Origin of the sequence: Psychrobacter sp. ANT_H56B (genome assembly GCF_008369245.1) — a bacterium.
Lineage (GTDB): Bacteria > Pseudomonadota > Gammaproteobacteria > Pseudomonadales > Moraxellaceae > Psychrobacter > Psychrobacter cryohalolentis.
In genome coordinates, this window is record NZ_VOBF01000002.1 from 357,824 (window position 1) to 384,187 (window position 26,364).

At 42.6% G+C, this 26,364-nt stretch carries 22 protein-coding genes and 1 tRNA gene; 16 read left to right on the plus strand and 7 right to left on the minus strand.

Annotated elements, in window-relative coordinates; translation table 11 throughout:
• Position 1: 1 nt before the first annotated feature.
• From glcE to FQ082_RS04230, 3 genes are all read right to left on the minus strand, one after another.
• Entirely contained in the window at positions 2 to 1,060 is a 1,059-nt protein-coding gene (gene glcE, locus FQ082_RS04220) for a glycolate oxidase subunit GlcE (RefSeq protein WP_149492157.1), read from the minus strand.
• Positions 1,057 to 2,535: an FAD-linked oxidase C-terminal domain-containing protein gene (locus FQ082_RS04225; RefSeq protein ID WP_149492158.1), complete on the minus strand. Its 1,479-nt coding sequence runs from the start codon at positions 2,533 to 2,535 to the stop codon at positions 1,057 to 1,059. Before FQ082_RS04225 ends, glcE begins: the two co-directional genes overlap by 4 nt.
• 198 nt (positions 2,536 to 2,733) lie before the next feature.
• Complete coding sequence (locus tag FQ082_RS04230) at positions 2,734 to 3,042, minus strand: glutaredoxin family protein (protein WP_149492159.1); 309 nt, start codon at positions 3,040 to 3,042, stop codon at positions 2,734 to 2,736.
• Between the two features lie 227 nt (positions 3,043 to 3,269).
• On the opposite strand from FQ082_RS04230, the gene mtgA reads away from it, so the two are divergent.
• The 5 genes from mtgA to FQ082_RS04255 all read left to right on the plus strand — a co-directional run bounded on the left by mtgA (position 3,270) and on the right by FQ082_RS04255 (position 7,806).
• Complete coding sequence (gene mtgA, locus FQ082_RS04235) at positions 3,270 to 3,956, plus strand: monofunctional biosynthetic peptidoglycan transglycosylase (RefSeq protein WP_011514203.1); 687 nt, start codon at positions 3,270 to 3,272, stop codon at positions 3,954 to 3,956.
• Positions 3,957 to 4,085: 129 nt separating this feature from the next.
• Positions 4,086 to 6,374 carry a polyphosphate kinase 1 gene (ppk1, locus tag FQ082_RS04240; protein ID WP_262498157.1) on the plus strand — a complete coding sequence of 763 codons (2,289 nt, stop codon included), beginning with the start codon at positions 4,086 to 4,088 and terminating at the stop codon, positions 6,372 to 6,374.
• A 304-nt stretch (positions 6,375 to 6,678) separates the two neighbouring features.
• On the plus strand, positions 6,679 to 6,864 hold the full coding sequence (locus FQ082_RS04245) for a hypothetical protein (RefSeq protein WP_149492160.1): 186 nt from the start codon (positions 6,679 to 6,681) through the stop codon (positions 6,862 to 6,864).
• 48 nt (positions 6,865 to 6,912) lie between these two features.
• The gene (locus FQ082_RS04250; RefSeq protein ID WP_149492161.1) at positions 6,913 to 7,194 is read left to right on the plus strand and encodes a hypothetical protein; all 282 of its coding nucleotides are present in this window, start codon (positions 6,913 to 6,915) and stop codon (positions 7,192 to 7,194) included.
• A gap of 105 nt (positions 7,195 to 7,299) precedes the next feature.
• Positions 7,300 to 7,806 (plus strand): hypothetical protein, encoded by a 507-nt coding sequence (locus FQ082_RS04255; RefSeq protein ID WP_149492162.1) that lies wholly within the window; start codon positions 7,300 to 7,302, stop codon positions 7,804 to 7,806.
• A gap of 251 nt (positions 7,807 to 8,057) precedes the next feature.
• Here the strand turns inward: FQ082_RS04255 and FQ082_RS04260 are convergent, their stop codons facing one another.
• Entirely contained in the window at positions 8,058 to 8,831 is a 774-nt protein-coding gene (locus FQ082_RS04260) for a tRNA-(ms[2]io[6]A)-hydroxylase (RefSeq protein ID WP_149492163.1), read from the minus strand.
• A gap of 620 nt (positions 8,832 to 9,451) precedes the next feature.
• Between FQ082_RS04260 and FQ082_RS04265 the strand changes: the two genes are divergently transcribed.
• The 11 genes from FQ082_RS04265 to FQ082_RS04315 all read left to right on the plus strand — a co-directional run bounded on the left by FQ082_RS04265 (position 9,452) and on the right by FQ082_RS04315 (position 23,562).
• Positions 9,452 to 11,656 carry a malate synthase G gene (locus tag FQ082_RS04265; protein WP_149492164.1) on the plus strand — a complete coding sequence of 735 codons (2,205 nt, stop codon included), beginning with the start codon at positions 9,452 to 9,454 and terminating at the stop codon, positions 11,654 to 11,656.
• 549 nt (positions 11,657 to 12,205) lie between these two features.
• Positions 12,206 to 13,237, plus strand: coding sequence for a porin (locus tag FQ082_RS04270; RefSeq protein WP_149492165.1), 1,032 nt, complete (start codon positions 12,206 to 12,208; stop codon positions 13,235 to 13,237).
• A gap of 194 nt (positions 13,238 to 13,431) precedes the next feature.
• Entirely contained in the window at positions 13,432 to 15,066 is a 1,635-nt protein-coding gene (locus FQ082_RS04275) for a CTP synthase (RefSeq protein WP_020444056.1), read from the plus strand.
• Positions 15,067 to 15,254: 188 nt separating this feature from the next.
• Positions 15,255 to 16,130: a 3-deoxy-8-phosphooctulonate synthase gene (kdsA, locus tag FQ082_RS04280; protein WP_149492166.1), complete on the plus strand. Its 876-nt coding sequence runs from the start codon at positions 15,255 to 15,257 to the stop codon at positions 16,128 to 16,130.
• A gap of 27 nt (positions 16,131 to 16,157) precedes the next feature.
• Positions 16,158 to 16,412 (plus strand): hypothetical protein, encoded by a 255-nt coding sequence (locus FQ082_RS04285; protein ID WP_011514193.1) that lies wholly within the window; start codon positions 16,158 to 16,160, stop codon positions 16,410 to 16,412.
• A 135-nt stretch (positions 16,413 to 16,547) separates the two neighbouring features.
• Positions 16,548 to 16,772, plus strand: a complete 225-nt coding sequence (locus FQ082_RS04290; protein WP_020444055.1) for a heavy-metal-associated domain-containing protein — start codon at positions 16,548 to 16,550, stop codon at positions 16,770 to 16,772.
• A 334-nt stretch (positions 16,773 to 17,106) separates the two neighbouring features.
• Positions 17,107 to 19,461 carry a heavy metal translocating P-type ATPase gene (locus tag FQ082_RS04295; protein WP_149492167.1) on the plus strand — a complete coding sequence of 785 codons (2,355 nt, stop codon included), beginning with the start codon at positions 17,107 to 17,109 and terminating at the stop codon, positions 19,459 to 19,461.
• 319 nt (positions 19,462 to 19,780) lie between these two features.
• The gene (gene eno / locus FQ082_RS04300; protein WP_011514190.1) at positions 19,781 to 21,097 is read left to right on the plus strand and encodes a phosphopyruvate hydratase; all 1,317 of its coding nucleotides are present in this window, start codon (positions 19,781 to 19,783) and stop codon (positions 21,095 to 21,097) included.
• 91 nt (positions 21,098 to 21,188) lie between these two features.
• On the plus strand, positions 21,189 to 21,497 hold the full coding sequence (locus FQ082_RS04305) for an FtsB family cell division protein (protein ID WP_020444053.1): 309 nt from the start codon (positions 21,189 to 21,191) through the stop codon (positions 21,495 to 21,497).
• A gap of 116 nt (positions 21,498 to 21,613) precedes the next feature.
• Complete coding sequence (locus FQ082_RS04310) at positions 21,614 to 22,456, plus strand: 2-C-methyl-D-erythritol 4-phosphate cytidylyltransferase (protein WP_149492168.1); 843 nt, start codon at positions 21,614 to 21,616, stop codon at positions 22,454 to 22,456.
• A 482-nt stretch (positions 22,457 to 22,938) separates the two neighbouring features.
• Positions 22,939 to 23,562: a BLUF domain-containing protein gene (locus tag FQ082_RS04315; RefSeq protein ID WP_041753194.1), complete on the plus strand. Its 624-nt coding sequence runs from the start codon at positions 22,939 to 22,941 to the stop codon at positions 23,560 to 23,562.
• A 245-nt stretch (positions 23,563 to 23,807) separates the two neighbouring features.
• Here FQ082_RS04315 and FQ082_RS04320 read toward each other — a convergent pair.
• From FQ082_RS04320 to pyrC, 3 genes are all read right to left on the minus strand, one after another.
• A tRNA-Glu gene (locus tag FQ082_RS04320) sits at positions 23,808 to 23,883 on the minus strand.
• 458 nt (positions 23,884 to 24,341) lie between these two features.
• Positions 24,342 to 25,082, minus strand: a complete 741-nt coding sequence (rnt, locus tag FQ082_RS04325) for a ribonuclease T (RefSeq protein WP_149492169.1) — start codon at positions 25,080 to 25,082, stop codon at positions 24,342 to 24,344.
• A gap of 166 nt (positions 25,083 to 25,248) precedes the next feature.
• Positions 25,249 to 26,319: a dihydroorotase gene (gene pyrC / locus FQ082_RS04330; protein WP_149492170.1), complete on the minus strand. Its 1,071-nt coding sequence runs from the start codon at positions 26,317 to 26,319 to the stop codon at positions 25,249 to 25,251.
• Positions 26,320 to 26,364 lie beyond the last annotated feature (45 nt).

The following is a 26,364-nucleotide window of genomic DNA, read 5'->3' on the forward strand; positions in this document are numbered from 1 at the left end:
TTTACATCCAGCTGTATAAACGATTGGGATTGAAAACACCATTCGGATCAAAAGCATGTTTGAGGCGTTGGTGGAGCTTTTGGAGCGCCTCAGACTGAGTATGAAAGACCTCCTGACTCCTGTCACCACCGCGATAAAGGCTAACCTGACCACCTGCAGCCTCAGCGAGCGCTTCTAATTTGTCCACGGTAAAGTCGCCACGAAGCCAGCGCTGTGATCCTCCCCAATCAATCAGCCAATCTTCCTCTGGTAGCATATGCGCCGCGCTACTTTTTACAGAAAACCGCCACAATGAGGACGCGTCTAAGAAATAATCCAATTGCTGCTCACGAAGCATTGACCAAAACGCATCTGTATCCTCTAATATTGCGCCTTGCCACTGGTTGACAGTACTGTCTACAGCACTTCGTGCGCCTGCCAAGCGCAAATACAAATGATTGTCAAACCAACAAGCCCCTGTCAAGGGTTTGGATTTTCCTGAGAGACGGTTCATAGTCTCAATAGCCTTTGCAGCGTCCATCTCCTGCTTGATAGTCACAGTGGCGGCAGGCTTAGGCATGACTTTTAGACTGAGTTCAGTGATGATACCCAAAGTGCCCATCGCGCCTGCTTGCATCCGTGAGACATCATAACCGGCGACGTTTTTCATCACCTGACCGCCGAAGCGCAGTTCTTCTGCATGGCCATTAATCAGGCGAATGCCTAAGACATGGTCTCTTATTGAACCGCTCCAAGGTCTTGCTGGGCCTGATAAGTGGCAAGCCAATGTACCGCCCAAGGTTGCTTGTCCGTCAAATGTCGGTGGCTCAAATGCTAAGCACTGATTGTGTTCTGCTAGGGCGCTATTAATCTCAGTAATTGAGGTTCCAGCACGAGCAGTCAGCACCAATTCGATCGGCTCATAACCGATGATGCCTTTGTGCTCGCTAAGATTGATGGGGTCGCCTATTGGCTCGCGTCCCATAAATTGCTTGCTGCCCCCGCCTATGATTTGTAATGCTGTGCCCTCATGGCTGGCTTGCCTTACCCGCGCAATCAGCTCTTGAATGATGTCTGTCATGCCAGATCTCCTTGCTGTGGTTGAGAGTCATGGTTGTGTTGCATTCGGTCAAGGGTACGGTACTCTTGACAGCGCTTGAGCACTGGAATACCTTTACCTGGATTCAGCGTCCCAATTGGGTCAAAGGCGTGCTTGATTGCATGAAATTGTGTCAGCTCTTGATCGTTAAACTGAATCGTCATTTGGCGGATTTTTTCGACGCCAACTCCATGCTCACCAGTTATGCAGCCGCCCACCTTGACGCAAAGCTCTAAAATACGGCTGCCGAACTCTTCAGTGCGCTCAAGCTCTCCTGGGACATTGGCATCAAATAAGATAAGCGGGTGCAAATTGCCGTCCCCAGCATGAAACACGTTGGCGACGCGCAGACCGTATTCATCTGAGAGTTTTTGCATTTCGGTTAGGACATGGGCAAGTTGGCTACGCGGAATGGTGCCATCCATACAGTAGTAGTCAGGGGATATTCGTCCGACAGCGGGGAATGCAGATTTTCTACCTTTCCACAATAAGGCGCGCTCCGCTTCACTTTGTGAGACACGTGTTGTGGTTGCGCCAAGCTCGATAAACAGCTGCTCAACCTCTGCAATCTGTTCTTGAACCTCCGCCTCGCTACCATCTAACTCACACAGCAGCAAAGCTTGGGCGTCAACTGGATAGCCTGCATGAGCAAACGCTTCGGCGGCTATGATGGCAGGGCTATCCATCATCTCAAGTCCGGCTGGAATAATACCTTTGGCAATCACGCCGCCGACCGCGTCCCCTGCGGTCTGAACATTGTCAAAAGCGGCCATAATGACCTGAGCCTTTTCAGGGCTAGGTAGCAGCTTGACCGTCACTTCAGTAATCACCCCAAGTAGACCCTCAGAGCCGGTAATCAGAGCCATCAAATCAAAGCCGTTGCTATCAAGACCTTCACTACCAATAGTAATGAGATCCCCCTCGACTGTGACCATCTCAACTTTTAATAAATTGTGAGTGGTCAGACCATATTTGAGACAATGGACGCCGCCTGAGTTTTCGGCGACGTTGCCACCGATGGAGCAGGCAATCTGTGATGAGGGGTCTGGGCCATAATACAAGCCATATTGTCTAGCTGCCTCACTAATAGCAAGGTTACGGACACCTGGCTGCAAACGTGCGCTACGGGCAAGTGGATCAATATCAAGGATATGTTTAAATCGTGACAACACCAATAAGACGCCATCAGGGTTGGGCATTGCGCCTGCACACAAACCCGTACCGGCACCGCGTGCGACCACAGGGATTTGATAGCGATAACAGATTCGCATGACCTCACAAACTTGCTCAACGGTTTTTGGGAGCACCGTAATGAGTGGCATATCGCAATATACCGATAAGCCATCACACTCAAAAGGCTTTTGAGTCTCTTCATCATTGATCACGTACTGAGGCTCAATAAAATCGCGAAATAGCTCTACTAAAGCAGCTTTATCAGGTCTTTGGCTCTGATTCATGGTGGCATTCCTTTGCTCACTAAATTGTCGACACTCACTGCATTATTATACAGATGACCTTAAGCTTATAATAAAAAGGGAAAGATTAGCTATCAATATATTGGTTAAAACTGAATAAAATGATATGTAATGTGTTGAATTAGTAAGAATTAAGTTTGTTTGCGGCTGTATTGAATAAGCGAGTAGGGGCTGGCAGGGTTACAATAAACGCTGTAAATCCAGTACTGAAAATGGATAATCTAAGCGTTTTGTCGGTGTCAAGACGACGGGAATAGTCGTCGCAAAAGCCATCATAAGCGGCTCAGAGAAATCGGCAATATCGACAGGCTCGTAAGTAACGCGTTGCACCACTTGTAGCTGTGTTATCAGCTGTTCAGCAATATCACATAAATGACAACCTGAGGTGCCGAGTAGCCACCATTTGGTCATATTTTCAGGAGAACCAAGCTCAGGTTTTTCTTCAATCATATGAGCACGCAATGTGCTGATATTATTATTCTCGTACATAGCTACTCTCTTATATTAATCCTAAAGGCAAAGCTTACAAATTCAACGTTCATTTTTGCTGATTTTTTACGTGTACTCATGTGACATGATAAAGAAGTGGGGTAAATAATGACAGCGATTGTGAGATTAGGTAAGATGAGCTGCTATTTATAATTGCTGACCTATATTGCTAGGCTAAGCGCTCCTTACTTCCTCTAACTATCTTTTCAATCACTTGGACAACACGCATGACAAGTTTTGGCAAATTTATCAAACGACTCTTATTGGCATTGATGGTGTTGGTCGTCGCATTCCATGTGTTGGTTGCAGGGCTGCTGTTAATTTGGAAAACGCAGCCGATTAATAACAGCATGTTTATGCTCACCCATCGCATTATGGGCGGTGATGTTAGCCAAACTTGGGTTGAATATGACGCGATTGCCAAATCTGCGAAGCAAGCGGCGATTGTCAGTGAGGATTCGACGTTTAGCCAGCACAACGGCTTTGATATGAAAGGCATTAAGGCGGCACAGAAAAAGAATGAAGCGACTGGCAAGATGTCGGCAGGCGGCTCAACCATCACTCAGCAATTGGCTAAAAATCTGTTTTTGACCTCGCATCGCTCTTATACCCGTAAAGCTGAAGAGGCTGTTCTCACCATAATGATTGAGACATTGTGGGATAAGCAGCGGATTTTGACCGCGTATTTGAATGTAGCAGAGTTTGGCAATGGTATTTATGGTGTTGAAGCGGCAGCGCAGTATTATTTTGATAAGTCAGCTGCTAATCTCAATCGTGATCAGTCAGCCTTATTGATTGCCATGCTAACCAATCCAAAATACTATGAAAGTCATCAAAGCGATAAACGCCTGCGTAATAAACAACGTATCATAAAAAAGCGTATGAAAAATGCTGTATTGCCACAGTCTGCCTAAATGTAGCTAGAATTAACGGTAACAATAGAATAATAATTAAAAAGTATAGTATAAAAATGCTGATAGGATAAGATTGATATAAAAATGATAGCAGTTTGATAACAGTCATAGGAGTGGAGCGTGGTAGAGATGGATAATAAGCACAGTAATAGTGATAAGACCGCTGATGTTATTGAGACATATATTGATGCGAATAATGATGTCAATAGAGAGAGTGACACAGATAAAGTAGACGGTGCCATTAATACCAGCAATCCTCTTACCGATGAAAGCCTTATTAATCCGTATGGCAACCAAGTTTTAACCGAGATTGATTGGCAACGCTCGGAAGATGGTAATTATTCACCCAGCAGCTATATCAATCGTGACTTGTCTTTACTACAGTTTCATCTGCGGGTCTTAGCACAAGCGGCAGATCCCCACCATCCTTTGCTTGAGCGTTTATTCTTTTTAATGATTTTTTCATCCAATATCGATGAGTTTTTTGAAATTCGCGTTGCTGGTATTATGCAAAAGCTCAATCTGGGTGATGTGTCGACCAGTGTACATGGTATGCGTCCCAGTGAAATTCTTAATGAAATATCAGCAGTGACTCATGATGCCATCGCTGAGCAATACCGTATTTTAAATGAAGATATCTTGCCAGCACTGGCGCTTGAGGATATTCGTTATTTAAAGCGCGATGAGTTGAATGCTGAGCAATCCGCATGGATGAAGCGCTATTTTACTGAGCAAGTCTCGCCGGTATTGACACCTATTAGTATTGATCCTGCGCATCCATTCCCGCGCTTGGTGAATAAAAGCTTGAACTTTATTGCGACGTTAGAGGGCAAAGACGCCTTTGGTCGCGATATCAATCTGGCAATCGTACCCGCGCCGCGTAGCTTGCCGCGCGTGATTCGTCTGCCTGATGAATTGACTGGTGGCAAAGAGCACCATGTGATGCTATCAGCGATTATCCATGAGCATATCGGTGAGCTATTCCCTGGTATGAATGTCACCGGCTGTCATCAATTTAGGCTGACGCGTAATGCCGATTTGGACTTGGCAGATGATGTTGATGACATTGCCAAAGCCTTAGAAGGTGAGCTTGAAAACCGCCGATTTGGTGATAAAGTGCGCCTTGAAGTCACTACTGAATGCCCAACGCCAATTAGTGATTATTTGCTTAATGAGTTTGAGTTGCATGACAACCAATTATACCGCGTCAATGGACCTGTCAACTTAACGCGTTTGCTGTTTGATTTTAATATCCCAGCCTTGCGTTATCAGCCCTTTACGCATGTGATACCAAAACCGTTTCGCCGCGAAGTCGACAAGCTTGATAAAGCAACCAGTATGTTTGCTGCCATGCGTAAAGGCGATGTATTGGCGCATCATCCGTTCCATGCGTTTTCGCCGATTATTAATTTACTTTGGCAAGCTGCCAGTGATCCAAAAGTATTAGCGATTAAGCAAACGCTTTATCGTTCAGGCACCAATTCAGAAATTGTCAAAGCGCTAGCCGCAGCCGCACGTAATGGTAAAGAAGTGACAGCAGTCATTGAGTTACGCGCCCGTTTTGATGAGGCGTCTAATATTGCTGTTGCCAACTATCTGCAAGAGGCAGGGGCAGTAGTGGTCTACGGTATTGTTGGCTACAAAACCCACGCTAAACTCATGCTCATCGTGCGCCGCGAAGAGGGGAAAATGCGCCGTTATGTGCATTTAGGCACGGGTAATTATCACGCAGCAAATGCTAAAGTCTATACCGATTATGGATTATTCAGTGCGGATCCTGATATCTCAGAAGACGTCCACAAGATATTCCAAGAGCTGACCGGCATGGGTAAACCTGCTAATCTCAAAAAGCTATTGCATGCACCATTTACCTTGCATGATAAATTGATGAGCTTTATCGAGGATGAGATTACTCATGCCAAGGCGGGCAAGCGCGCTCATATTATTGTTAAAGTAAACGCCTTAACCGAACGTCGTTTGATTGATAAACTATATGATGCGTCACAAGCAGGGGTCAAAATTGAACTGATTTTGCGCTCAATTTGCTGTCTGCGTCCGCAAGTGAAGGGTCTGTCTGAGAATATCACCGTACGTTCTGTTATCGGTCGTTTTTTGGAGCATACTCGCATCTATTACTTCTATAATGATGGTAATGAGCGCTTGTACTGTGGCAGCGCCGATTGGATGGATCGTAATTTGTTCCACCGTGTAGAGGTAGCGTTTCCGATTGAAGATAAAAAATTGTCTAAGCAAATTTATCAAGATGGACTGTTGAGTTACCTCCAAGACAATAAGCAAGCGTGGACACTTAGCGGTGACGGTAACTGGCAACGAACCAAGCCAGCGGCGGATGAAGCGCCTCACATTGCTCAAGAGCATTTATTAAAGGTGATTAATCGTGTTGGCGAGCCGGTATAACTGTCTTGTTTATTAGCGGTTATTAAGTTGATTAATCTCATTTAGTATTTTTAATGTTATCCACTTTTTTCAACAAATATAACAGTCAAGCATAGAGATTACTCCGTGCTTGGTTTTTTTTGCCTACCAATTCTACTTTCTGGTTACAAACTGTCTAGTAAGCTCACACTTATTCACATATTTATACGGCAGTACACTGGAGAGCGTATCAAATTTATTCTTATAATTAGATAGATAGATATAATTATATAGATATAAACATTCACCCTTATGACGTATCTCAATAAGAAAACAGGATTTCACCATGAGTCACACCAACAATAATAGCTCAGATAATAATAGCTCAGATATCAAAAAAGCCGCTGAGCAATCAAATAGCCAGCAGATTGAGAGAAATTTAGAAAATGGCAAGCCAGTTGATGCACCAGAATCATTAACAGAAGAAGAGCAAACCTCTTTTATCAACGATGATTTGCGTACAGACAGATAGTTAGCAAAAAATTATTGAACTCCATACTAATAAAGTGAGGGAAATGCCATGTCACATGATAGTCAGTCAGACAATATTCAAACTAACAACATGCACCCAAATCATGAAGAGCCTGTATCCGTCAACGATCCAGCGAAGCTGCATCCAGATAATCCATCGGACAGTTATGAAGGTCGTAAGCACGAACCCGACATTGATGGACCTCAGCAGGAGTCGCAGGAGACGGATGAGATATACGCTGACCCACGCAAAGAAGAAAATCTGCCTCCAGGTGGAAAAAATGTTGGCGATCTAAACGCCTATGATTTATCGCAAAAAGGCAATGAATAGTTTTTCATCGTCGTGACTCTCTTAACTCTCATATAAATGATCGTTGTCAGATGGGTGATGATAAAGAAATAACAAGAAAGATAAATTAAAAGTAAGGATATTACGATGGAAACGAAAGATCCGGCATTAACCAAAACGCCTATCAACAGTAATGATAGTCATATCGACAATATGCCTGCACTCACAGTCGACACCAGCGCCGCTCATGATAGTACAGAAAAAAGCACCGAGACATTTCAAGAAACAGTCATTGGTACCAGATATGCGAGCTATGATATCCAGCATGGTGACCATACACATGAAGACATTCATCATAATAGTCATAACGTGATGTCTACCGATGATAGTATTGAAAATCATACCACTATCAATAAAGGAACAGATACGTTCCAAGAGAGTGTGGTAGGCTCAGAACATGTCAATGATGGCGATAATGCTGCCCGTCAGCCAGACCGCCGCGATCAAGAGGGCAATGCTTTTGATGATGGTATCAATGAACATACCACTATTGATCAAGGAGCTAAAAGCGTAGGGATTAATGATTTAAATCGCTATGCAAATATTGATAACGCTCAAACCCGTGTGTTAAATCCAGATGAAAAAGATTTTTAAAACATTTAGACAATTCAGATAACTTGAAAAAGGTGCTGCAAGTAATGACGTATGATATGTCGCTTGCAACACCTTTTTTTGTTTTATTGATAACATAGTCGATTCAATTTAAAAAGAACACAGTACTGCTGGGGTAAATTTTTCGAAGCCTCTGGAGTGCGCAGCGCACAGCAAGCGAGAGACATTTATCCCAGCATAATGCTATTCTGAGCGTAATTCTTTTATATTGAACTCACTATAGATTTAATAAATTAGAGAGCAATAGGGTCGCCGCTATGAAAGCGCAGCTCAGTATCTGGAGTTGATATCAACTCTGCTTCTACTTCTTTAAAGAACGCCACACGCTCATCGATACTGTCATCAGACAATGACTGCGCCAGTGCCAAATAATCCTCAAAATGACGGCTTTCTGATTTTAATAAATAACGATAGTATTTTGCCAAACGCTCATCATTGATAACCTCAGAAAGTGCCGCAAAACGCTCACAAGAACGTGCCTCGATAAATGCACCAATAATCAGCACATCTACCATTGCAGCGGGTTCATAAGTGCGCTTGTGTTTTAGCATCCCTTTGGCATAGCGTCCCGCACTTAGATATTTCCATGCTTGCCCGCGCTCATTCATAATGCCGAGCACTTGCTCATAGTGCAGCATTTCCTCACGTATCAATTGTGCCAATTTACGCTGTAAATCATAAGAGAACTCATAGCGAAAGATGAGATTCATCGCGGTACCGGCGGCCTTTTTTTCACAATTGGCATGGTCTTGAATAATCAGCGGTAAGTTATTAACAGCGGCGTTGACCCAGGCTTGTGAGGTTCGTGCGCCCAAGAAATCAAAAATAGGCGATAAATCTACCTTTAGTGGCGTGCTGAGTTGGGTGATAGAAATGATATCAACGCTATCATTACTACCGTTATCTTCAGAATCTGTTACAGGTTGGCTCCCTACTGTAGTTGAAGGCTCAGATTGCAAATTAGAAATAGTTTTAGGTATGGATGTATTTTCTTGGTTTATGGTCATGGTTTGCTTAGACTTTATCGATGAGTGGATGAATAAAATAATGAAAAAAAGTAGATATATACGCGCGATATGTATTTAAACTCTTCAGACTACTTTGATATGATAGATAACTGTTACGCATAAATTAATATCGTAATGATTACTTACAGTTTATACTTGTGAGTAACTCAGGAGGATAGGATAGTAAGATAATCGTTGCTAACGCATATGGTATATAGACTATCATTTATCTACAGCACAAGCATTTAGTTACTAAATGGAGTTTCCTTGTTTATTGCCTTATTTGGTAGTAGGATAATATTTTGCTTTTAACGTATTTTGTCTTACTATTGCTTGTCAGCTGATAGCAGGTAGCCAATAGTATATCAACTATCAATCGCGTCTCAAAATCTAAGGTTTATAGCCTATCTTTATGTAAAACCTATCTAGATAATACAACGTTAAACACCGCTCAAATAATGACAGCCGATGTAACGCAGCAGTAAATTTACTTGGCTTGTCGCTTATTTATTACTTTGCAACCCTGCTTTATGCGCCCTTTTGCATGGCTGTGTACATGGACGAGGTATGTTTTAGCAGCCCAGTATCAACAAATCTAACAAACAGATAAGGATAACAGTATGAGCCAGTCTTCTAATGCCAATCGTGTTCAAAAAGGCATTCTTGCCATTGATCAGCAGCTGTTCGATTTTATCGAAAATGAAGTGCTGCCGAAAGTCGGTATTGATTCAGACGGTTACTGGTCAGGTTTCGAAAAGGTCGTCAAAGAGTTTACGCCACGTAATAAAGCACTGCTTGCAACACGTGCTAAGATTCAAGGACAGATTGACCAATGGCACCTGCAACATCCTACCAAAAATGGCAATATTGATTATCCAGCGTACAAAGCATTTTTACAAGAAATTGGCTATCTGTTGCCAGAAGGCGAAGCGTTCAGTGTCAGCACAGAAAACGTCGATGATGAGATTGCCCGTATTGCAGGACCTCAGCTGGTAGTACCAGTACGTAATGCTCGCTATGCGTTGAACGCCAATAATGCGCGTTGGGGCAGCTTATATGATGCTTTATATGGCACCAATGTTATCAGTGATGAAAATGGTCAAGAAGCAAAAGGTGGCTACAATCCAACACGTGGCGCAGCCGTCGTCGCTTATGCCAAAAAATTCCTAGATGAAAACTTTGCCTTAGCATCAGGCTCTTATAGTGATGTAACAGGTTTTAGAGTCGTTGATGGTAAGCTTGAAATCGCGCAAGGCGATAGCAGCACGCAACTAAAAGATGCCGGACAGTTTGCAGGTTTTGTAGGCGACGCTGATAGTCCTAGCGCTGTGTTATTAAAGAACAATAACTTGCATGCTGAGATTCAAATTGATGGCAATCATCCCATTGGCAAAGATGATCCTGCACATATCAAAGACGTGTTATTAGAGTCGGCGCTGACTGCGATTCAAGATTGTGAAGACTCCATCGCTGCTGTTGATGCAGAAGAGAAGGTTGAAGCGTATCGTAATTGGTTTGGCTTGATGAATGGCGATTTGCAAGAAACCTTTGAGAAAGGCGGCAAGACCCGTACGCGTAAACAGAATCCTGATCGCGAATATACTACGCCAGAGGGTGATACGCTGACCTTGCCAGGTCGCTCGCTTTTATTGCTACGTAACGTCGGACATCTCATGCAAAATCCATCGATTTTGGTAGATTTAGGCAATGGTCAAGAAGAAGTTTTCGAAGGTTTAATGGATGGTTTGATTACGCCTTTATTATCATTGAATGATTTAAAAGGTAAAACCGAGCTATCAAACTCACGTAAAGGTTCAATGTATATTGTGAAACCAAAAATGCATGGTCCTGATGAGGTGAAGATGGCGAATGACTTATTTAACGCATCAGAAGACCTACTGGGCTTAGAACGTAATACCATCAAAATCGGTATCATGGATGAAGAACGCCGTATGACGGTCAACTTAAAAGAAGCTATCCGCCAAGCAAAAGAGCGTGTTATTTTCATCAATACCGGCTTCTTAGATCGCACGGGTGATGAGATGCACACCAGTATGAATGCAGGTCCATTTGTCCGCAAAGGCGATATGAAGTCGCAAACGTGGCTGCCTGCTTATGAGCAATGGAACGTCGATATCGGTCTTGAAGTAGGCTTACAAGGTCACGCGCAGATTGGTAAAGGCATGTGGGCAAAACCTGATGAAATGCAAGAGATGATGGACACCAAGATTGCTCATCCACAGGCAGGTGCCAATACAGCATGGGTGCCATCTCCAACGGGTGCTACCTTACACAGCATGCACTATCATCAAGTCAATGTTGCTGAGGTTCAAGACAGTCTGAAATCACGTGTGCGCGCTAGCGTAGATGATATCTTAACCATTCCATTGGCAAAAGACACCAATTGGACTGAAGAAGAAAAACAGCAAGAGATTGATAATAATGCTCAAGGCATCCTAGGCTATGTCGTACGCTGGGTAAACCAAGGCGTTGGTTGCTCTAAAGTACCTGATATCAATGATGTCGGCTTGATGGAAGATCGTGCGACATTGCGTATCTCAAGTCAGCATATTGCTAATTGGTTACACCATAATGTGGTCAGCGAGCAGCAAGTGATGGACGCTATGAAACGTATGGCTAAAATCGTTGATGAGCAAAACGCTGGTGATGCTGATTATCAACCAATGGCGACTGACTTGGACAACTCCTATGCTTTCAAAGCGGCTTGTGATTTGGTGTTTAAAGGTCGCGAACAGCCAAGTGGTTATACTGAGCCATTATTGCATCAAGCACGTCTAGATCTAAAAGCCAGTGTTGGCTGCTAAAAGTTAAAACAAGACTGAATTTAGCAATAAGCACCCTTTAAGCGAGGTCAGTGACTGCCAATAAAAGAGGTAAGTACCTGTCAAGTTTTAGCACTGTTAATTGCCAAAATTTTTAGCGTTTCTGATTTCCTTTGTAATTCTCACCCTTATTCGTTTTAAACGAGTAGGGGTGTTTTTTGTCAAAATTTTCTTTAAGGTAAAACCTTATACAGAGGGTGGGTTTGAAAGTTTTTCCCAATTAAAGCTTCAAAAAAATGTTGCAAATTATGTCAAAGTTGTTATGCTTGTAGCTGAAGTATGAGTTTGGTAACGGATGTTACGCAACAGAGCGATAAAGACCAAAGTTTACATGGCAGTTACTTTTTTAATCCCAGTTATGTAAGTCATGGTTTTTTTCATCTTACGGTAATAGAACTTCGCCACACTTGTTTCTGACTAATCTCGGTAGCCAGTTACACATTATATCTTTGAAGATTTGTGACGATACCATTTGGGCACTAGCTAATAATAGCTCGCTCATTACTAAAATTGTAAAGTGGAGATACCCCCATGAAAAAACTACTTTTAGCTACAGCAATCGCTGCCCTATCTGTATCTGCAGCCAATGCAGCACCAACTGTTTATGGTAAAGCTTTCGTTGCTATGGACTATGTTAATGCTGAATTTGATGGTCCTAGTGGCAACATGTATGATGAAGATACAGTAGAGATCAACTCTCATGCTTCACGTTTAGGCTTTAAAGGTTCTGAAGCTATGACTGCTAACACTGATGTTATCTATCAGTTAGAGTATGGCACAAAGATTGATGGTGACAAGAATGGTTTCACTAACCGTGATACATTCCTTGGTGTAAACAACAAACAATTCGGCGAGTTCCGTGTTGGTAAAAACCAATCAACGCTTGCTCGTATTGATAACGTTGTTGTTAACCAAGGTTATTTTGATAACTTAGGTCAGACTCAAAATGAAAATGAAGTGGTTTCAGCGTTAAACATGGCTGATAGTAACCGTATCGCAAGTTCAATCATCTGGACTGCACCTAAATATAACGGTCTACCATTACAATTATCTGCTATGTATAGCTCTGATGACATAAATGGTAATGATAATGCTGGCTTTGGCGTAGCAATGTTGTTTGATCAAGGTACTGGCTTCACTGCTGGTCTAGCTTATGACAAAGATCAAAACATCGTCGGTGATATCATCCGTGGTACTGCTACTGTAGATCTAGGCAAGTACATGGCAGCTCCAGTAACTTTGGGTGCACTATATCAAGTAGCTGATTATGACTATGGTAGTTCTAAAGAGAAAGGTTTGGTTGTAAGTGGTGAGATGGCTCTAGCTAACTTTGCTCGTCCAGCTTCTGTCTATGCACAGTACAACAAAACTGACAATTTAGATGGTCTAGATAACGCTGATTCAGATCAAATCGTTGTTGGTGGCAAATACATGTATAAAGATAACATCATTGCTCATGCTTATGCTGGTATGAATAATGCTGACAATGTACCATACATGTCAACTCCTCGCGGTGATGCTGAAGTATTCGTAGTTGGTACTGGTCTAGAATACAAATTCTAATCTAACCATTAGAATCTGAATAAAAAAACTCATCCTTCGGGGTGAGTTTTTTTGTTATGGCTTTTTTAACGCTATAGTGAGTTATAATAGACATGTGCTAAAAATGAAGAGTTTCAAATAGTTTGTGCTTTTGCCCTATATTTTTTGACGTATTTTTAGTAAAATCCTTCTTTACCAATTACCGACAGAGTACTATGACCAAGTTTATATTTGTGACCGGTGGGGTAGTGTCCTCACTAGGAAAAGGTATTACCGCAGCTTCCCTTGCTGCCGTCTTAGAAGCACGTGGCGTAAACGTGACCATGACCAAAATGGATCCGTATATCAACGTTGATCCAGGCACGATGAGCCCGTTTCAGCATGGTGAGGTATTCGTGACCGAAGATGGCGCCGAGACAGATTTGGACTTGGGCTATTATGAGCGTTTTTTACGCCATTCAAAGATGAGCAAAAGCAACAACTTCACCAGTGGTCGCATTTATCAAAATGTCTTAAATAAAGAGCGCCGTGGTGAGTATTTAGGCGGTACGGTGCAGGTGATTCCGCATATTACGGATGAGATTAAGAGTAAAATTCTTGCCAGTGGTGAAGGCTATGATGTCGCTATCATCGAGATTGGCGGTACCGTAGGTGACATCGAGTCGTTACCCTTTATGGAAGCAGTACGTCAAATGCAAGTCGAGCTTGGTCGCAATCGTGCCATGCTGATGCATCTGACACTGGTGCCTTATATCGCCAGTGCAGGTGAAACTAAGACTAAACCAACTCAGCATTCAGTCAAAGAGTTGCGTTCTATCGGTTTGCAGCCTGATATCTTGATTTGCCGCTCTGATCATCATATCTCACAAGACAATCGTCGCAAGATTGCACTATTTACCAACGTTGAAGAGCGTGCGGTCATTATGTGTGAAGATGCGCAAAGTATTTATCAGATTCCACGTACCTTGCATGAACAAGATCTCGATGATTTAATCTGTGAGCGTTTTGGTCTTGATTTACCAGAAGCAGATTTGAGCGATTGGGATAAGGTTGTCGAAGCGCAGCTGAATCCTGAGTCGACGGTAACAGTAGCCATGGTTGGTAAATATGTTGAATTACCAGATGCCTATAAATCAATCAATGAAGCATTGTTACATGCTGGTATTACTCATAAAGCCGACGTCAAGATTGATTATATCGATGCTGAACGTTTAGAAGACGATGACAGCTTACTAGCGCAACTGCATAATGCTGATGCCATCTTGGTGCCAGGCGGCTTTGGTGAGCGCGGTACGATGGGTAAGATCAAAGCCATTACCTATGCTCGCGAAAACAACGTGCCGTATTTAGGTATCTGTTTAGGTATGCAGCTTGCAGTGATTGAATATGCGCGTAACGTGCTACATATCGATGCCAACTCTTCTGAATTTGATCGTAAAACAGCTGAGCCTATTATTGGCTTGATTACAGAGTGGTTAGATGAGCGCGGCGAATTGCAGATTCGTAGTGATGATTCAGACCTTGGTGGTACGATGCGTTTAGGCGCGCAGCAAGCTGAGCTGGTCGCTGGTAGTAAGCTTGCACAAATCTACGGTGCTACCAATATAACTGAGCGTCATCGCCATCGCTATGAGATGAATAACCGCTATATCGAGCCATTAGAGCAAGCAGGAATGACGGTATCAGGTTATTCTGCTAAGCAGCACCTAGTTGAGTCAGTTGAACTTGCTGATCATCCATGGTTTGTTGCGGTACAGTTCCATCCAGAATTTACCAGCTCGCCACGCGGTGGTCATCCATTGTTCAATAGCTTTGTAAAAGCGGCGAAGAATTATAGTGAAGCGAAATAATCGTTAAGTTATAAGTGCTTTTGATATAAAAAGACTGATCTTCGGATTGGTCTTTTTTTTGGCTGATTTTTTGGCAGTGGTTTGCATGCAGATTTTTCTAATGGTTTACGGCTAATTACGCTTATAGCCTTTTTTTAATTGACCTATCGGTTACAATAAGAGATAACAATAAAGAGGATACCTACTCAATGGAAAACCTACTAACCGCGCAGTCGCATATTCAGCTTAATACACCTGATAATAAAAACATCAGTATCGGTAATGATCAGCCATTTGTCTTATTCGGTGGCATGAATGTTTTAGAGTCTAAAGAGATGGCATTTGAGATCGCTGAACAGTATGTCGATATTTGCCAGCGTTTGGGTATCGGCTACGTGTTTAAAGCCAGTTTTGATAAGGCCAATCGCTCAAGTCTGACCTCGTATCGTGGTCCGGGGCTAGAGAAAGGTATCGATTGGCTTGGGCAAATCAAAGAAAAATTTCAAGTACCGATTATTACGGATGTCCACGAACCTTATCAAGCGGCACCAGTTGCTGAAGTAGCTGATATTATCCAGTTGCCTGCGTTTTTATCGCGTCAGACAGATTTGGTGCATGCGATGGCGAAGACGGATGCGATTATTAATATTAAAAAAGCGCAGTTTTTAGCCCCACATGAGATGCGTCATATCATCAATAAGTGCCTCGAAGGCGGTAACGATAAGCTTATTCTTTGTGAGCGCGGTAGTGCCTTTGGTTATAATAACCTAGTGGTTGATATGCTGGGTTTTGATACCATGAAGCAGATGGGGATACCAGTGTTTTTTGATGTGACGCATAGTTTGCAGCAGCCGGGCGGCCGTAGTGATAGTGCAGGTGGTCGCCGTGAGCAGATCACCACGCTGGCACGTGCTGGCATGGCAACAGGGATTGCAGGACTGTTTTTAGAGGCGCATCCAAATCCAGAAGTGGCAAAATGTGATGGTCCGTGTGCGCTACGTATGAGCCAATTAGAGCCGTTTTTACGCCAGCTTAAACAGCTTGATGACTTGGTCAAAGGCTTTGAGACCTTGGATACTCATTAATATCATAAGTAATGTGAGGATAAGACAGTGGCGATTAAAGTGGCACAAGTAAGCATTGAAAACATCAATGATTCAGAAGGTTTAGATAGCGTCATGACCGCTTTGAAGAATATAACGGGCGTCACCGCTATTGAGTTAGATGCTAACAGTCATATGGCGTTGGTGCGTTATGATGATACCAAAACCAGTATTCATGCCTTTACTGCTGCGATTAGTATGGTCGATTATGTCACTCAGCCATTTCCTATCGATGCCCCGCAAAATCCACGTTATCATGATTAGATTTATAAAAGTATAACCAAACTGACTTGTGGTCAACGCCAATAGCTCTTATGCTGGTCTTGGCTATTTTAATAAAGTCTTATACCATTAAAGTATACAAACCATTTATTCACAGATAAAAATAAGGAGCCTCTCATGGCAAACCAAACCCGTATCATTAAAATTGACGGCATGACTTGTGGTGGCTGTGTGGCAAGCGTCCATAACGCCACCGCTGATATCGATGGTTTAGATGACATCAGTATCGAGCTTGCAGACAATCAAGCGACAGTCACCTTTGATGATAGCAAAACCAGTGCAGAGACGATTGCTGCTGCTATTGATGACGCAGGCTTTGATGCCACTGTTACCAACGCTTAATTTTATGCTTTGTTATAAACAAACCAGCTATTGTGGCTGGTTTTTTAATGGTTAAAAACTATGGCTATCAGAGTAGTGTTCTCAGCTCTCTTATTTCTGCAACGTGTCCTTTTAATCTGAAATAATTGGTCGGCTGAAATAGTTGAATTGGCGCTAATCATGACCATTTAATATATAGGTTGATACACTAAGATGACTACTATTTAAATGCTCTGAAAAATAATAAGATATTAATCTTTAGAATGTACTGCTTGTTTGATTTGGATTTTTATTCCTCCACTGATAGATTTTTATAGCTCATACAAATTTATAAACGCCATAACGAGTTTTATTTATGAATGATTCTACCAATACCCATAATTCTTACGATGTTGAGACTGATATTCAGTCTAATACCCCGCTTACGCCGCAGCGTGCGCACTTGCAGCTGGCGATAGAGGGTATGACGTGTCAGGCCTGTGCATCACGGATTGAAAAGGTTTTGAATAAAAAGCCATCAGTCTATGATGTCAGCGTGAACTTTGCAGGCGAGACCGCCAATGTGGATTATAATCCGACACAGACGACGGCAGAGCAGGTGACGGAATGGGTCAACAAAACGGGTTTTATCGCTAATTTACAGGCGGCTGATAGCTTGTTTGCTCAAAAAGATGAGGATACAAGCACTAAGTATCCATGGCGTTTGATTGGACTATGGGTCTGTTTGGTGCCGTTTTTAATTGGTATGGCAGGTATGCTCTTTGGGCAGGGTATGGCATGGATGCCGCCGATTTGGATGCAGTTTATCCTAGCGACCATTGTACAGTTTGGATTTGCATTGCCGTTTTATAAAAGTGCTTGGGCGTCTATTAGAGGCGGTCTTGCCAATATGGACGTACTGGTCGTCATCGGTACGGTAACCATTTGGGCGTATTCAACGTATCTGTGGCTGACCCATGGTGATGGTAGCTTAAATAGTCTGTTGCAAAGTGGGCATACTGGCGGTCATGGTGCGAGTGGCATTCCTGCGGTATATTTTGAAGCAGGCGTGATGGTTATTGCTTTTGTGCGCACGGGTAAATATCTTGAAGAGCGCACTAAAAAGCACAGTCTGAATAGTATTGATTTACTATTATCGCTGACACCAGACGAAGTTGAGCAACAGCAGCCAAACGGTGAGTTTAAAAATATCGCTCTCAAAGAGGTACAAGTAGGTGATATTTTGCGTGCCAAACAAGGCAGCCGCGTTGCAACCGATGGTACGGTCATCGATGGTGCTGGTTGGTGTGTCGAGAGTCATTTAACCGGTGAGTCAGTACCGCTTAAGAAAGAAGTAGGCGATGGATTATTAGCGGGTGCCTTGGTCGAAAACGGTAGCTTGTTATATCGCGTCAATGCCAAGGGTAGCGATACTAAACTTGGTGATATGGTACAAGCCCTCAGCGATGCCCAAGGCTCAAAAGCCAATTTGGCACGCCTTGCTGATAGAGTCACTGCGGTCTTTGTGCCCGTTGTGGTAGTGATTGCACTGGTTACCTTTGGTGTGACGTGGTGGCTGACCGGTATGCTCGATACCGCTTTGATGCACGCGGTATCGGTGTTGGTCATTGCTTGTCCATGTGCGCTTGGTTTGGCGACACCAGCCGCAATCATGGCAGGTATGGGCGTGGCTGCGCGTCACGGTGTTTGGTTTAAAGATGCGCAAAGCCTAGAAGCGGCAGGCAATATCGACACGGTGGTACTTGATAAGACGGGTACCTTAACCACTGGCAAACCGACCATCGTCGATGAAGTTATGGTTGATAAATCAATAGCGGTTGATGATGTACTACAGATTGCCGCAAGTATTGAAGTACATGCCAGTCATCCGCTTGCAACTGCTTTGGTCAATGCAGCGACAGCACGTGGTTTATCCTTATTTGATGTGTCTGATATCAGCGTTATCAAAGGCGCAGGTATACAGGCAAATATTGAAGGCTTAGGTGTGGTAAAGGTTGGCACAGCAGAGTTTGCCAATCTTGTATTGCCTAAATTGATGCCAAAGGTATGGCAAATTGCTAGTACTGTTGCGATTAGTATTAACGATGAAGCACTAGGCGCATTTGCTTTAGCGGATGACTTAAAATCAGATACGCCGCAGGCAATTACTGCGCTACAAGATGCAGGTATTAATGTCATTTTGATGAGCGGTGATAAACAATCCGTCGTCGATCATGTTGCCGGACAGCTTGGGATCGAAAAAGCGTATGGCAAGATGAGTCCACGTGACAAGGCCAGCCAAATTGCTCTACTGCAAACAGCGGGTCATAAAGTCGCTATGGCAGGAGATGGTGTCAATGATGCACCAGCGATGGCAACGGCCGATGCCAGCTTTGCCATGTTTGAAGGCACGGATGTCGCCCAACATAGTGCCTCTGCGCGTTTGATGGGTGAGTCGTTGATGCATATCGACGCAGCGCAAAAAATTGCGAATGCCACGCTGCGTAATATCAAACAAAATCTGTTTTTTGCTTTTATCTATAATTGTCTTGGTATTCCGCTCGCTGCTTTTGGCTTTTTGAATCCTATGATTGCCGCTGCCGCTATGGCACTTAGCTCAATTTCTGTATTGATGAATGCGCTGCGTTTAACGCGTTTTAAGACAAAGGTTGAGCTGAATAATACCGTATCAGACTCCCACACTAAAGCAGATCGTCTAACAAAAGCGTAAGAGTTATATAACGTTTGATATCATAGGTACTGAGATAAATTGATAGCGGCTCATTTGACTATTGATTGGCAATTTTATGACCGTCCGTTGCTTTAAGATAAGGGAAGTTTGGCAAAATTTATGCTATGATACCAAGCACTATAGCTAATGGTTAAGGGATGAAATAAACCTTTGATTACGTTTACAATGAGCCGATTGTATTAATCACTGAAGCTTTTTTTGCGCATTACTATACGATATTCTGCTTTATCTTTTTTGTATTCTAGTTGCCGTTATTTATCTCATAAACTTGGCATGACCAAAGGAATTAACAGACATTATGTACGCTGAAGAAACCAACAACGTCACCGCAATTAAAGACATTCGCGCTCGTGAGATTTTAGACTCGCGTGGTAACCCAACGATTGAAGCTGATGTTATTTTAGCTGATGGCACTATTGGCCGTGCAGCTGCGCCAAGTGGTGCATCGACCGGCTCACGCGAAGCATTAGAGCTACGTGATGGCGATCAAAGTCGCTACATGGGTAAAGGCGTCAAAAAGGCAGTAGCTAACGTCAATAGCCAAATCCGCAGTGCTTTGATGGACAAAGATGTTACTGCTCAGCAAGCCATTGATGATGCAATGATTGCGCTAGATGGTACAGAAAACAAAGACAATCTTGGTGCCAATGCCATACTTGCGGTGTCACTTGCGGTTGCTAAAGCGGCTGCTAAATCACAGAGTCTGCCATTACATCAGTATATCGCTGATCTACGCAACCAGACATCGCTGACGATGCCTGTACCGATGATGAATATCATTAATGGTGGTGAGCACGCGGACAATACCGTCGATATTCAAGAGTTTATGATTGAGCCGGTTGGTTTTAGCAGCTTCTCAGAAGCATTACGTGCTGGTACCGAAATCTTTCATAGCTTAAAGTCTGTTCTAAAGTCACAAGGCTTGAATACTGCGGTTGGTGATGAAGGCGGCTTTGCGCCAAATCTTCGCAGCAACGAAGAAGCGATTACCGTTATCATGCAAGCGATTGAGCAAGTTGGCTACACAGCTGGTAAAGATATTCACCTAGCTTTAGATTGTGCTGCTACTGAGTTCTATAAAGATGGCAAATACGTCTTGGCAGGCGAGGGTAATAAATCTTTTGATAGCCAAGGATTCTCAGATTATTTAGTGGGTCTTGCGCGTCAATATCCTATTATCTCTATCGAAGATGGTCTTGATGAGTCAGATTGGGATGGCTGGAAATACCTAACTGAGCAAATCGGTGATAAAGTTCAGTTGGTCGGTGATGATTTATTTGTGACCAATCCTGCTATCTTGCAAGAAGGGATTGATAAGAAAATTGCCAATGCGATTTTGATTAAATTCAATCAAATCGGTACCTTGTCAGAAACGCTAGATGCGATTTATCTGGCGAAGAAAAACGGTTATGCAACGGTTATTTCGCATCGTTCAGGCGAAACGGAAGACAGCACTATTGCTGATTTAGCGGTAGGTACTGCGGCTGGTCAAATAAAAACTGGCTCATTATGCCGCTCAGATCGCGTTGCAAAGTACAATCAGCTACTACGTATCGAGCAGCAAGTACGTGCAAGCTATCGTGGTCGCGAAGAGTTCATTGGTCTACGTGGTTAATCAGCTAAAATTGTCGCTTACGCTGGGCGATATATAAATATATCGCTCAGCAAGTTTATATTCTCTTTATATCGTTTGGCGTTATTATATTATGAAATACTTTAGCCAATTTATACTACTTGCGTTAGCCGTTGCCGTGCTGTCAGGACTGCAATATCAGTATTGGCTGGGTGAAAATGGTCGCGTCGAGCACAATAAGCTTCTGACTGAAGTGGATGAGCAGCAGCGCTTAAATGACAATCAAGTCTCAGCAAATAACTTACTGCGTACCGATGTCAATGATCTAAAGACTGGTCTCGAAGCGGTAGAGGAGCATGCTCGTTTGGATTTGGGTTTGATTAAGCCAAATGAGACTTTTGTACAAGTATCAACCGCGCCTACTACTCATAGTCGTTATTGATTTTGACGTAAAGTCGGTATTGATTCTAAAGTCGTTGCAATGAGCTATTATTGATAATAATAGTTTTTTTTCATTTTTATACCTCTTAATTCCCATTTTTCTCTTATCCTATTTTCATGGAATCAACCCATGAGTACTGCCTTATGAATACCACTCCTAATATCCATGCCATGATCGTTGCTGCTGGACGCGGTAGTCGCTTTGGCGCGTCTATTGCTAAACAATATACCTTACTGCAAGGTCAAACCTTATTACAGCATAGTGTGGCACGTCTGGCTGAGAGTAATTATATTGATCAATGTCTATTGGTTGTGGCTCAAGATGATAGCACTGCCCAGACACTGAGCTTTGCGCTTCCTATCTATTATGCTATTGGCGGTACTGAACGTTGGCAATCGGTGCAGGCAGGAGTGGAGGCAATGATTAATGCGGGCGCAGATGAGTCGGATTTGGTTGTGATCCATGATGCAGCTCGTCCTGCAGTGCCAACTCATGATATTGATGCCGTCATTCAAGCAGCGATGCTAGAGCCTTATGGTGCTATTTTAGCGACACCGGTTGCTGATACCCTAAAACAGTCTTACATAGCATCTAACACACTATCAACACCAGCATATGAAGCTCTACTATCTCTTCAGCAACTGAATACTCAGCCGGAGCTTGCTAATAGTCAAAGCGGTTATGACACGCTTCATACTTATGCTCAAAAAACTATTGATCGCAGCCATATGTGGCAGGCACAAACACCGCAAGTATTTAGGCTTGGACAATTGCAACAAGTCTTGAACTATGTCACTGAGCATAATCTGGCCATTACTGACGAAGCCAGTGCTTTTGAGCATTTAGAACTGCCAATTCGATTGGTAACAGGCAGTCGTCAAAACATCAAACTGACTTATCCTGATGATATTATTTTACTGACAGCCATTCTCAAGGCTCAATTCGCCTCTAGCTCATAAAATTCTTATCACACTCTGCTTTCTGTATTTTTTAACTTTATAAATTTTATATAGATTTTTTATTCTGTCATAAAAATATCGAATATTCATTGTATCTATCTCTGTAAGGCTTGTGTCGCAAGCTCTATAGCTAGTATTAAATTTGAGACATGAAATTATATTCATAGATTTTTATTGTTTATATTTACTAAATGGCCGTTTATTTTTCCTATAATATTTTTTATAGCTGTAGATATTTTTTATATGAATATTTCCTAAATATTGTTCAATATTAACAACTTGTTATTTGCCATAAACATATATTGCTTTGATCACTAAAACAGCCTATGATGTAACCAACTTAATACAATTAATATAAATATTTATAAAATCAATAATATACCAAGCCGATTTGTGTTTAGAAACGTCTTGCTTCTATGGTTTTTTCTAAAAATGAGTATGGTTGTCTTAGCTACATTTACCTAATTATAGGGAGAAGCTGATTGTCACCAACGATTGATTCTACAAACCCAGTAATGCCAGATCTATGCCAGCTTGTATATCTGAGCCACATTACGTCTACTGGTCTATCTAACTCTAGTACGCTTAACGATATCGCAGAAGTCGCAAATAAGCTGAATAAAATTGATGATATTACGGGTATTCTTTGCTACGGCAATGGTTACTTTTTTCAATATGTCGAAGGTACTGAGCAAGCACTGACCAACCTTAAAAATCGCTTGTTAATAGATGATCGCCACAAAGATTTAAAAATATTGGATTTTTCAGCGATTGATGAACGCCGCTTTGAAGGATGGTCATTACGCTCTATTACGCTTGAGCGCTGGATGGTTAATGAGCCTAAGCTAAAAGCCTTTATGCCTTTTAGACCTGATAGCTGGAAGTCAAACGAATGGCAGCAGTTTTTAGATATTCTGCAAGGCTATTATGAAGCGCAAGAAGTGACCGGTGATACTGATTCTCAGCCGATAAAATACAGCACGCTAGGGTTAACTTTAGGCAAAGTAGTAGGACAGCACCAAGCATTTTTCTTGATCCAAACCATATTGGGTGGATTGATTGTGTTAGCGCTACTGTGGCTGATTTTATCCGATAAGATTTTCTAAATATCTATATATGTATTCATGAAGTCAGCATAAATTGCTGGCTTTTTTGTTTTTACAATCAGGTATTAAGTGGTTGTTAGGCTGCACGGACAAGGCGTAATAGATATATTTTATGCTGAAAAGCAGAAACTAATACACATAAAAAAACCCTATCACAGTATGTTGTGATAGGGTTTTTAGTGGTACGCTTATTAGTCTTATCTAATGCTTAACAAGCATATTTGCTAATAAGTGACGCCAAATAGTGGCGTCCCCAGGGGGATTCGAACCCCCGTTACCGCCGTGAAAGGGCGGTGTCCTAGGCCTCTAGACGATGGGGACTAGTACAACGCTTCAGCTGCTTTCACCTTTATGCTGAAGTGGTGCGTATTTTAATGGGGTCTGCGCTTGCTGTCAAGCCTTTTTCTACGTCTTTTTAAAATTAAATATCTTTTTTTAAGCGCGCGACGTGGATGCAGGTCATTACGCTTCAAATGATATCGAATCCACAACGAAGTACAAGTACTGATCGTTAATGCAAGCAGCATATAGCCGATGATCGTCGCCCATAATTTAAACTGTGGTTCCATCATAAAGTCCCTCATAATAAGCTTTAATCGTCTATAACAGACGCTAAAAGCACAGTAGGTAACTTAAACCATCTACAGATCTAATCATCGCTTGAGCAAGATGTACGCAAATGATTAAATCGTCCTGTTAAATTGTAAGGTTAAAGTTAGCAGACCTTACAAATAGCACTATTATGGGTAGCGAGCAACACGTACTCTGTAATAACTGATTTATTTGCTATTATCAGTCGCAGTTTCTGTGATTTCAGGCTCGCTGTGCATGGCATTAGCGAGCATAGGATAATTATTTAAGATATAACAAAATAGCTCAGCGGTTTTTTGCGTGTCGTAGAGTGCAGAATGAGCGTCGTTACCATCAAAATCAAGTCCTGCGGCTTTACAGGCGCGTGCTAGCACCGTTTGACCAAAGGCAAGTGCTGATAAAGTCACCGTATCAAAGACTGAGAAGTTATGGAAAGGATTGTGGCTCTTATTATTGGTACGTAATACCGCGGCATTTAAAAATGCCAAATCAAAATGTGCATTATGTCCGATTAACACACATTGACGGCAGTCTTCAGTACGGCGTACTTCTTTTAACCCTTTAAAAATACGACGTAGCGCCGTTTTTTCGTCTTCAGCAATGGCTTTACGCAGCGGATTGTTGGGGTCAATGCCGGTAAAGGCGAGGGCACTTGGCTCAAGATTTGCCCCTTCAAAAGGTTCGATATGAGCATTAAATGCCTCACCAGGATAAAAAACACCCTGCTCATTCAGTAGTACAGGAATACAGGCAATCTCTAACAAGGCATCAGTTTGCGCGTTAAATCCTGCCGTTTCAACATCCACTACTACTGGTAGGAATTTCCGAAAACGCTCTTTTAGTTTCATGGGTGCTAGCGTTTCTGCCGTCGAATCTATGGGAACGGCTACATCTATTTTGGGTAAAGCGGTATCTTTTTTAATGGTCATATCAGGTTAAATCGCTTTTATCAGTCGGGCTATTGTGTTTAATAAAAAGATAAACATCCTATGACACTCATACTATTTTTCAATGGAAAGGTAGCATTGCTATCATAGGATAAAATACAGATAACTTTACTTTATAAAAAAGGGTTTTAATTAAAAAGTATCAAAATTATCCTTTGATCGACCAAGGTAATGTCTCGCCTGCCATCAGTGGAGTCAATGAGCTACCATCAAAGTAAGGATAATTTGCTGGTATTTGCATCGGCGTATTGATAATTGTAATAGTGCTCTCGTTAACGGGCAAACCGTAAAATTGTGCACCAAAACGACTGGTGAACCCTTCTAATCTGTCAATTTTACCAACACTATCAAACGCTGTGGCATATAAAGGTAGTGCAGTCGCCGCGCTATAGCAGCCAGCACAGCCACAAGCCGCTTCTTTCTTATCGGTCGCATGGGGCGCAGAATCAGTACCTAAAAAGAATTTTGGGTTGCCGCTGGTAGCGACATCAAGTAATACTTTCTGATGGCTTTCACGCTTTAAGATAGGCAAGCAATAGAAGTGCGGCTTAATACCGCCAAGCAATAGGTGATTGCGGTTAAACATCAAATGCTGCGGCGTAATAGTGGCAGCAATTTGATTGCCTTGTGACAAGACAAAATCAGCCGCATCACTGGTGGTGATATGCTCCATTACAATTTTCATGGTTGGAAACTTTGCGATTATTTGTACCATCACTTCATCCAAAAAGCGCTTTTCACGATCAAAAATATCGACGTGGTCGTGAGTGACTTCTCCATGTAGCAGCAAAGGTAGATTATATTTTTCAAGCGCTTCAAAGACATTGACACAGGCATTGATGTCGGTGACGCCATCAGCAGAGTTAGTAGTGGCGCCAGCAGGATAGAGCTTGACCGCTTGTACGATGCCAGACTTTGCTGCCATCTCGATATCTTGGGCAGTGGTTTTGTCAGTGAGATACAAGGTCATGCGCGGGTCAAATGATGCTTTACGCTCAGCGCTCAGATTGCTGATTTCTAGATGTTGCATAATACGCGCGCGATATGCTTGCGCGTCGTCGACGTTTTTGACTGGTGGTACAAGGTTTGGCATACAGATAACGCGATTAAAGCTCTCTGCCGCATGAGGGACTGTGGTTGCTAGCGCCTTATCGTCACGCAAATGAATGTGCCAATCATCGGGTTGTAGGATGGTCAATTCTCTAATTGAATCAGTCATAGTATCGTCGCGCTCTATATCGTCATATCTGGGAGTAAAAGGGAG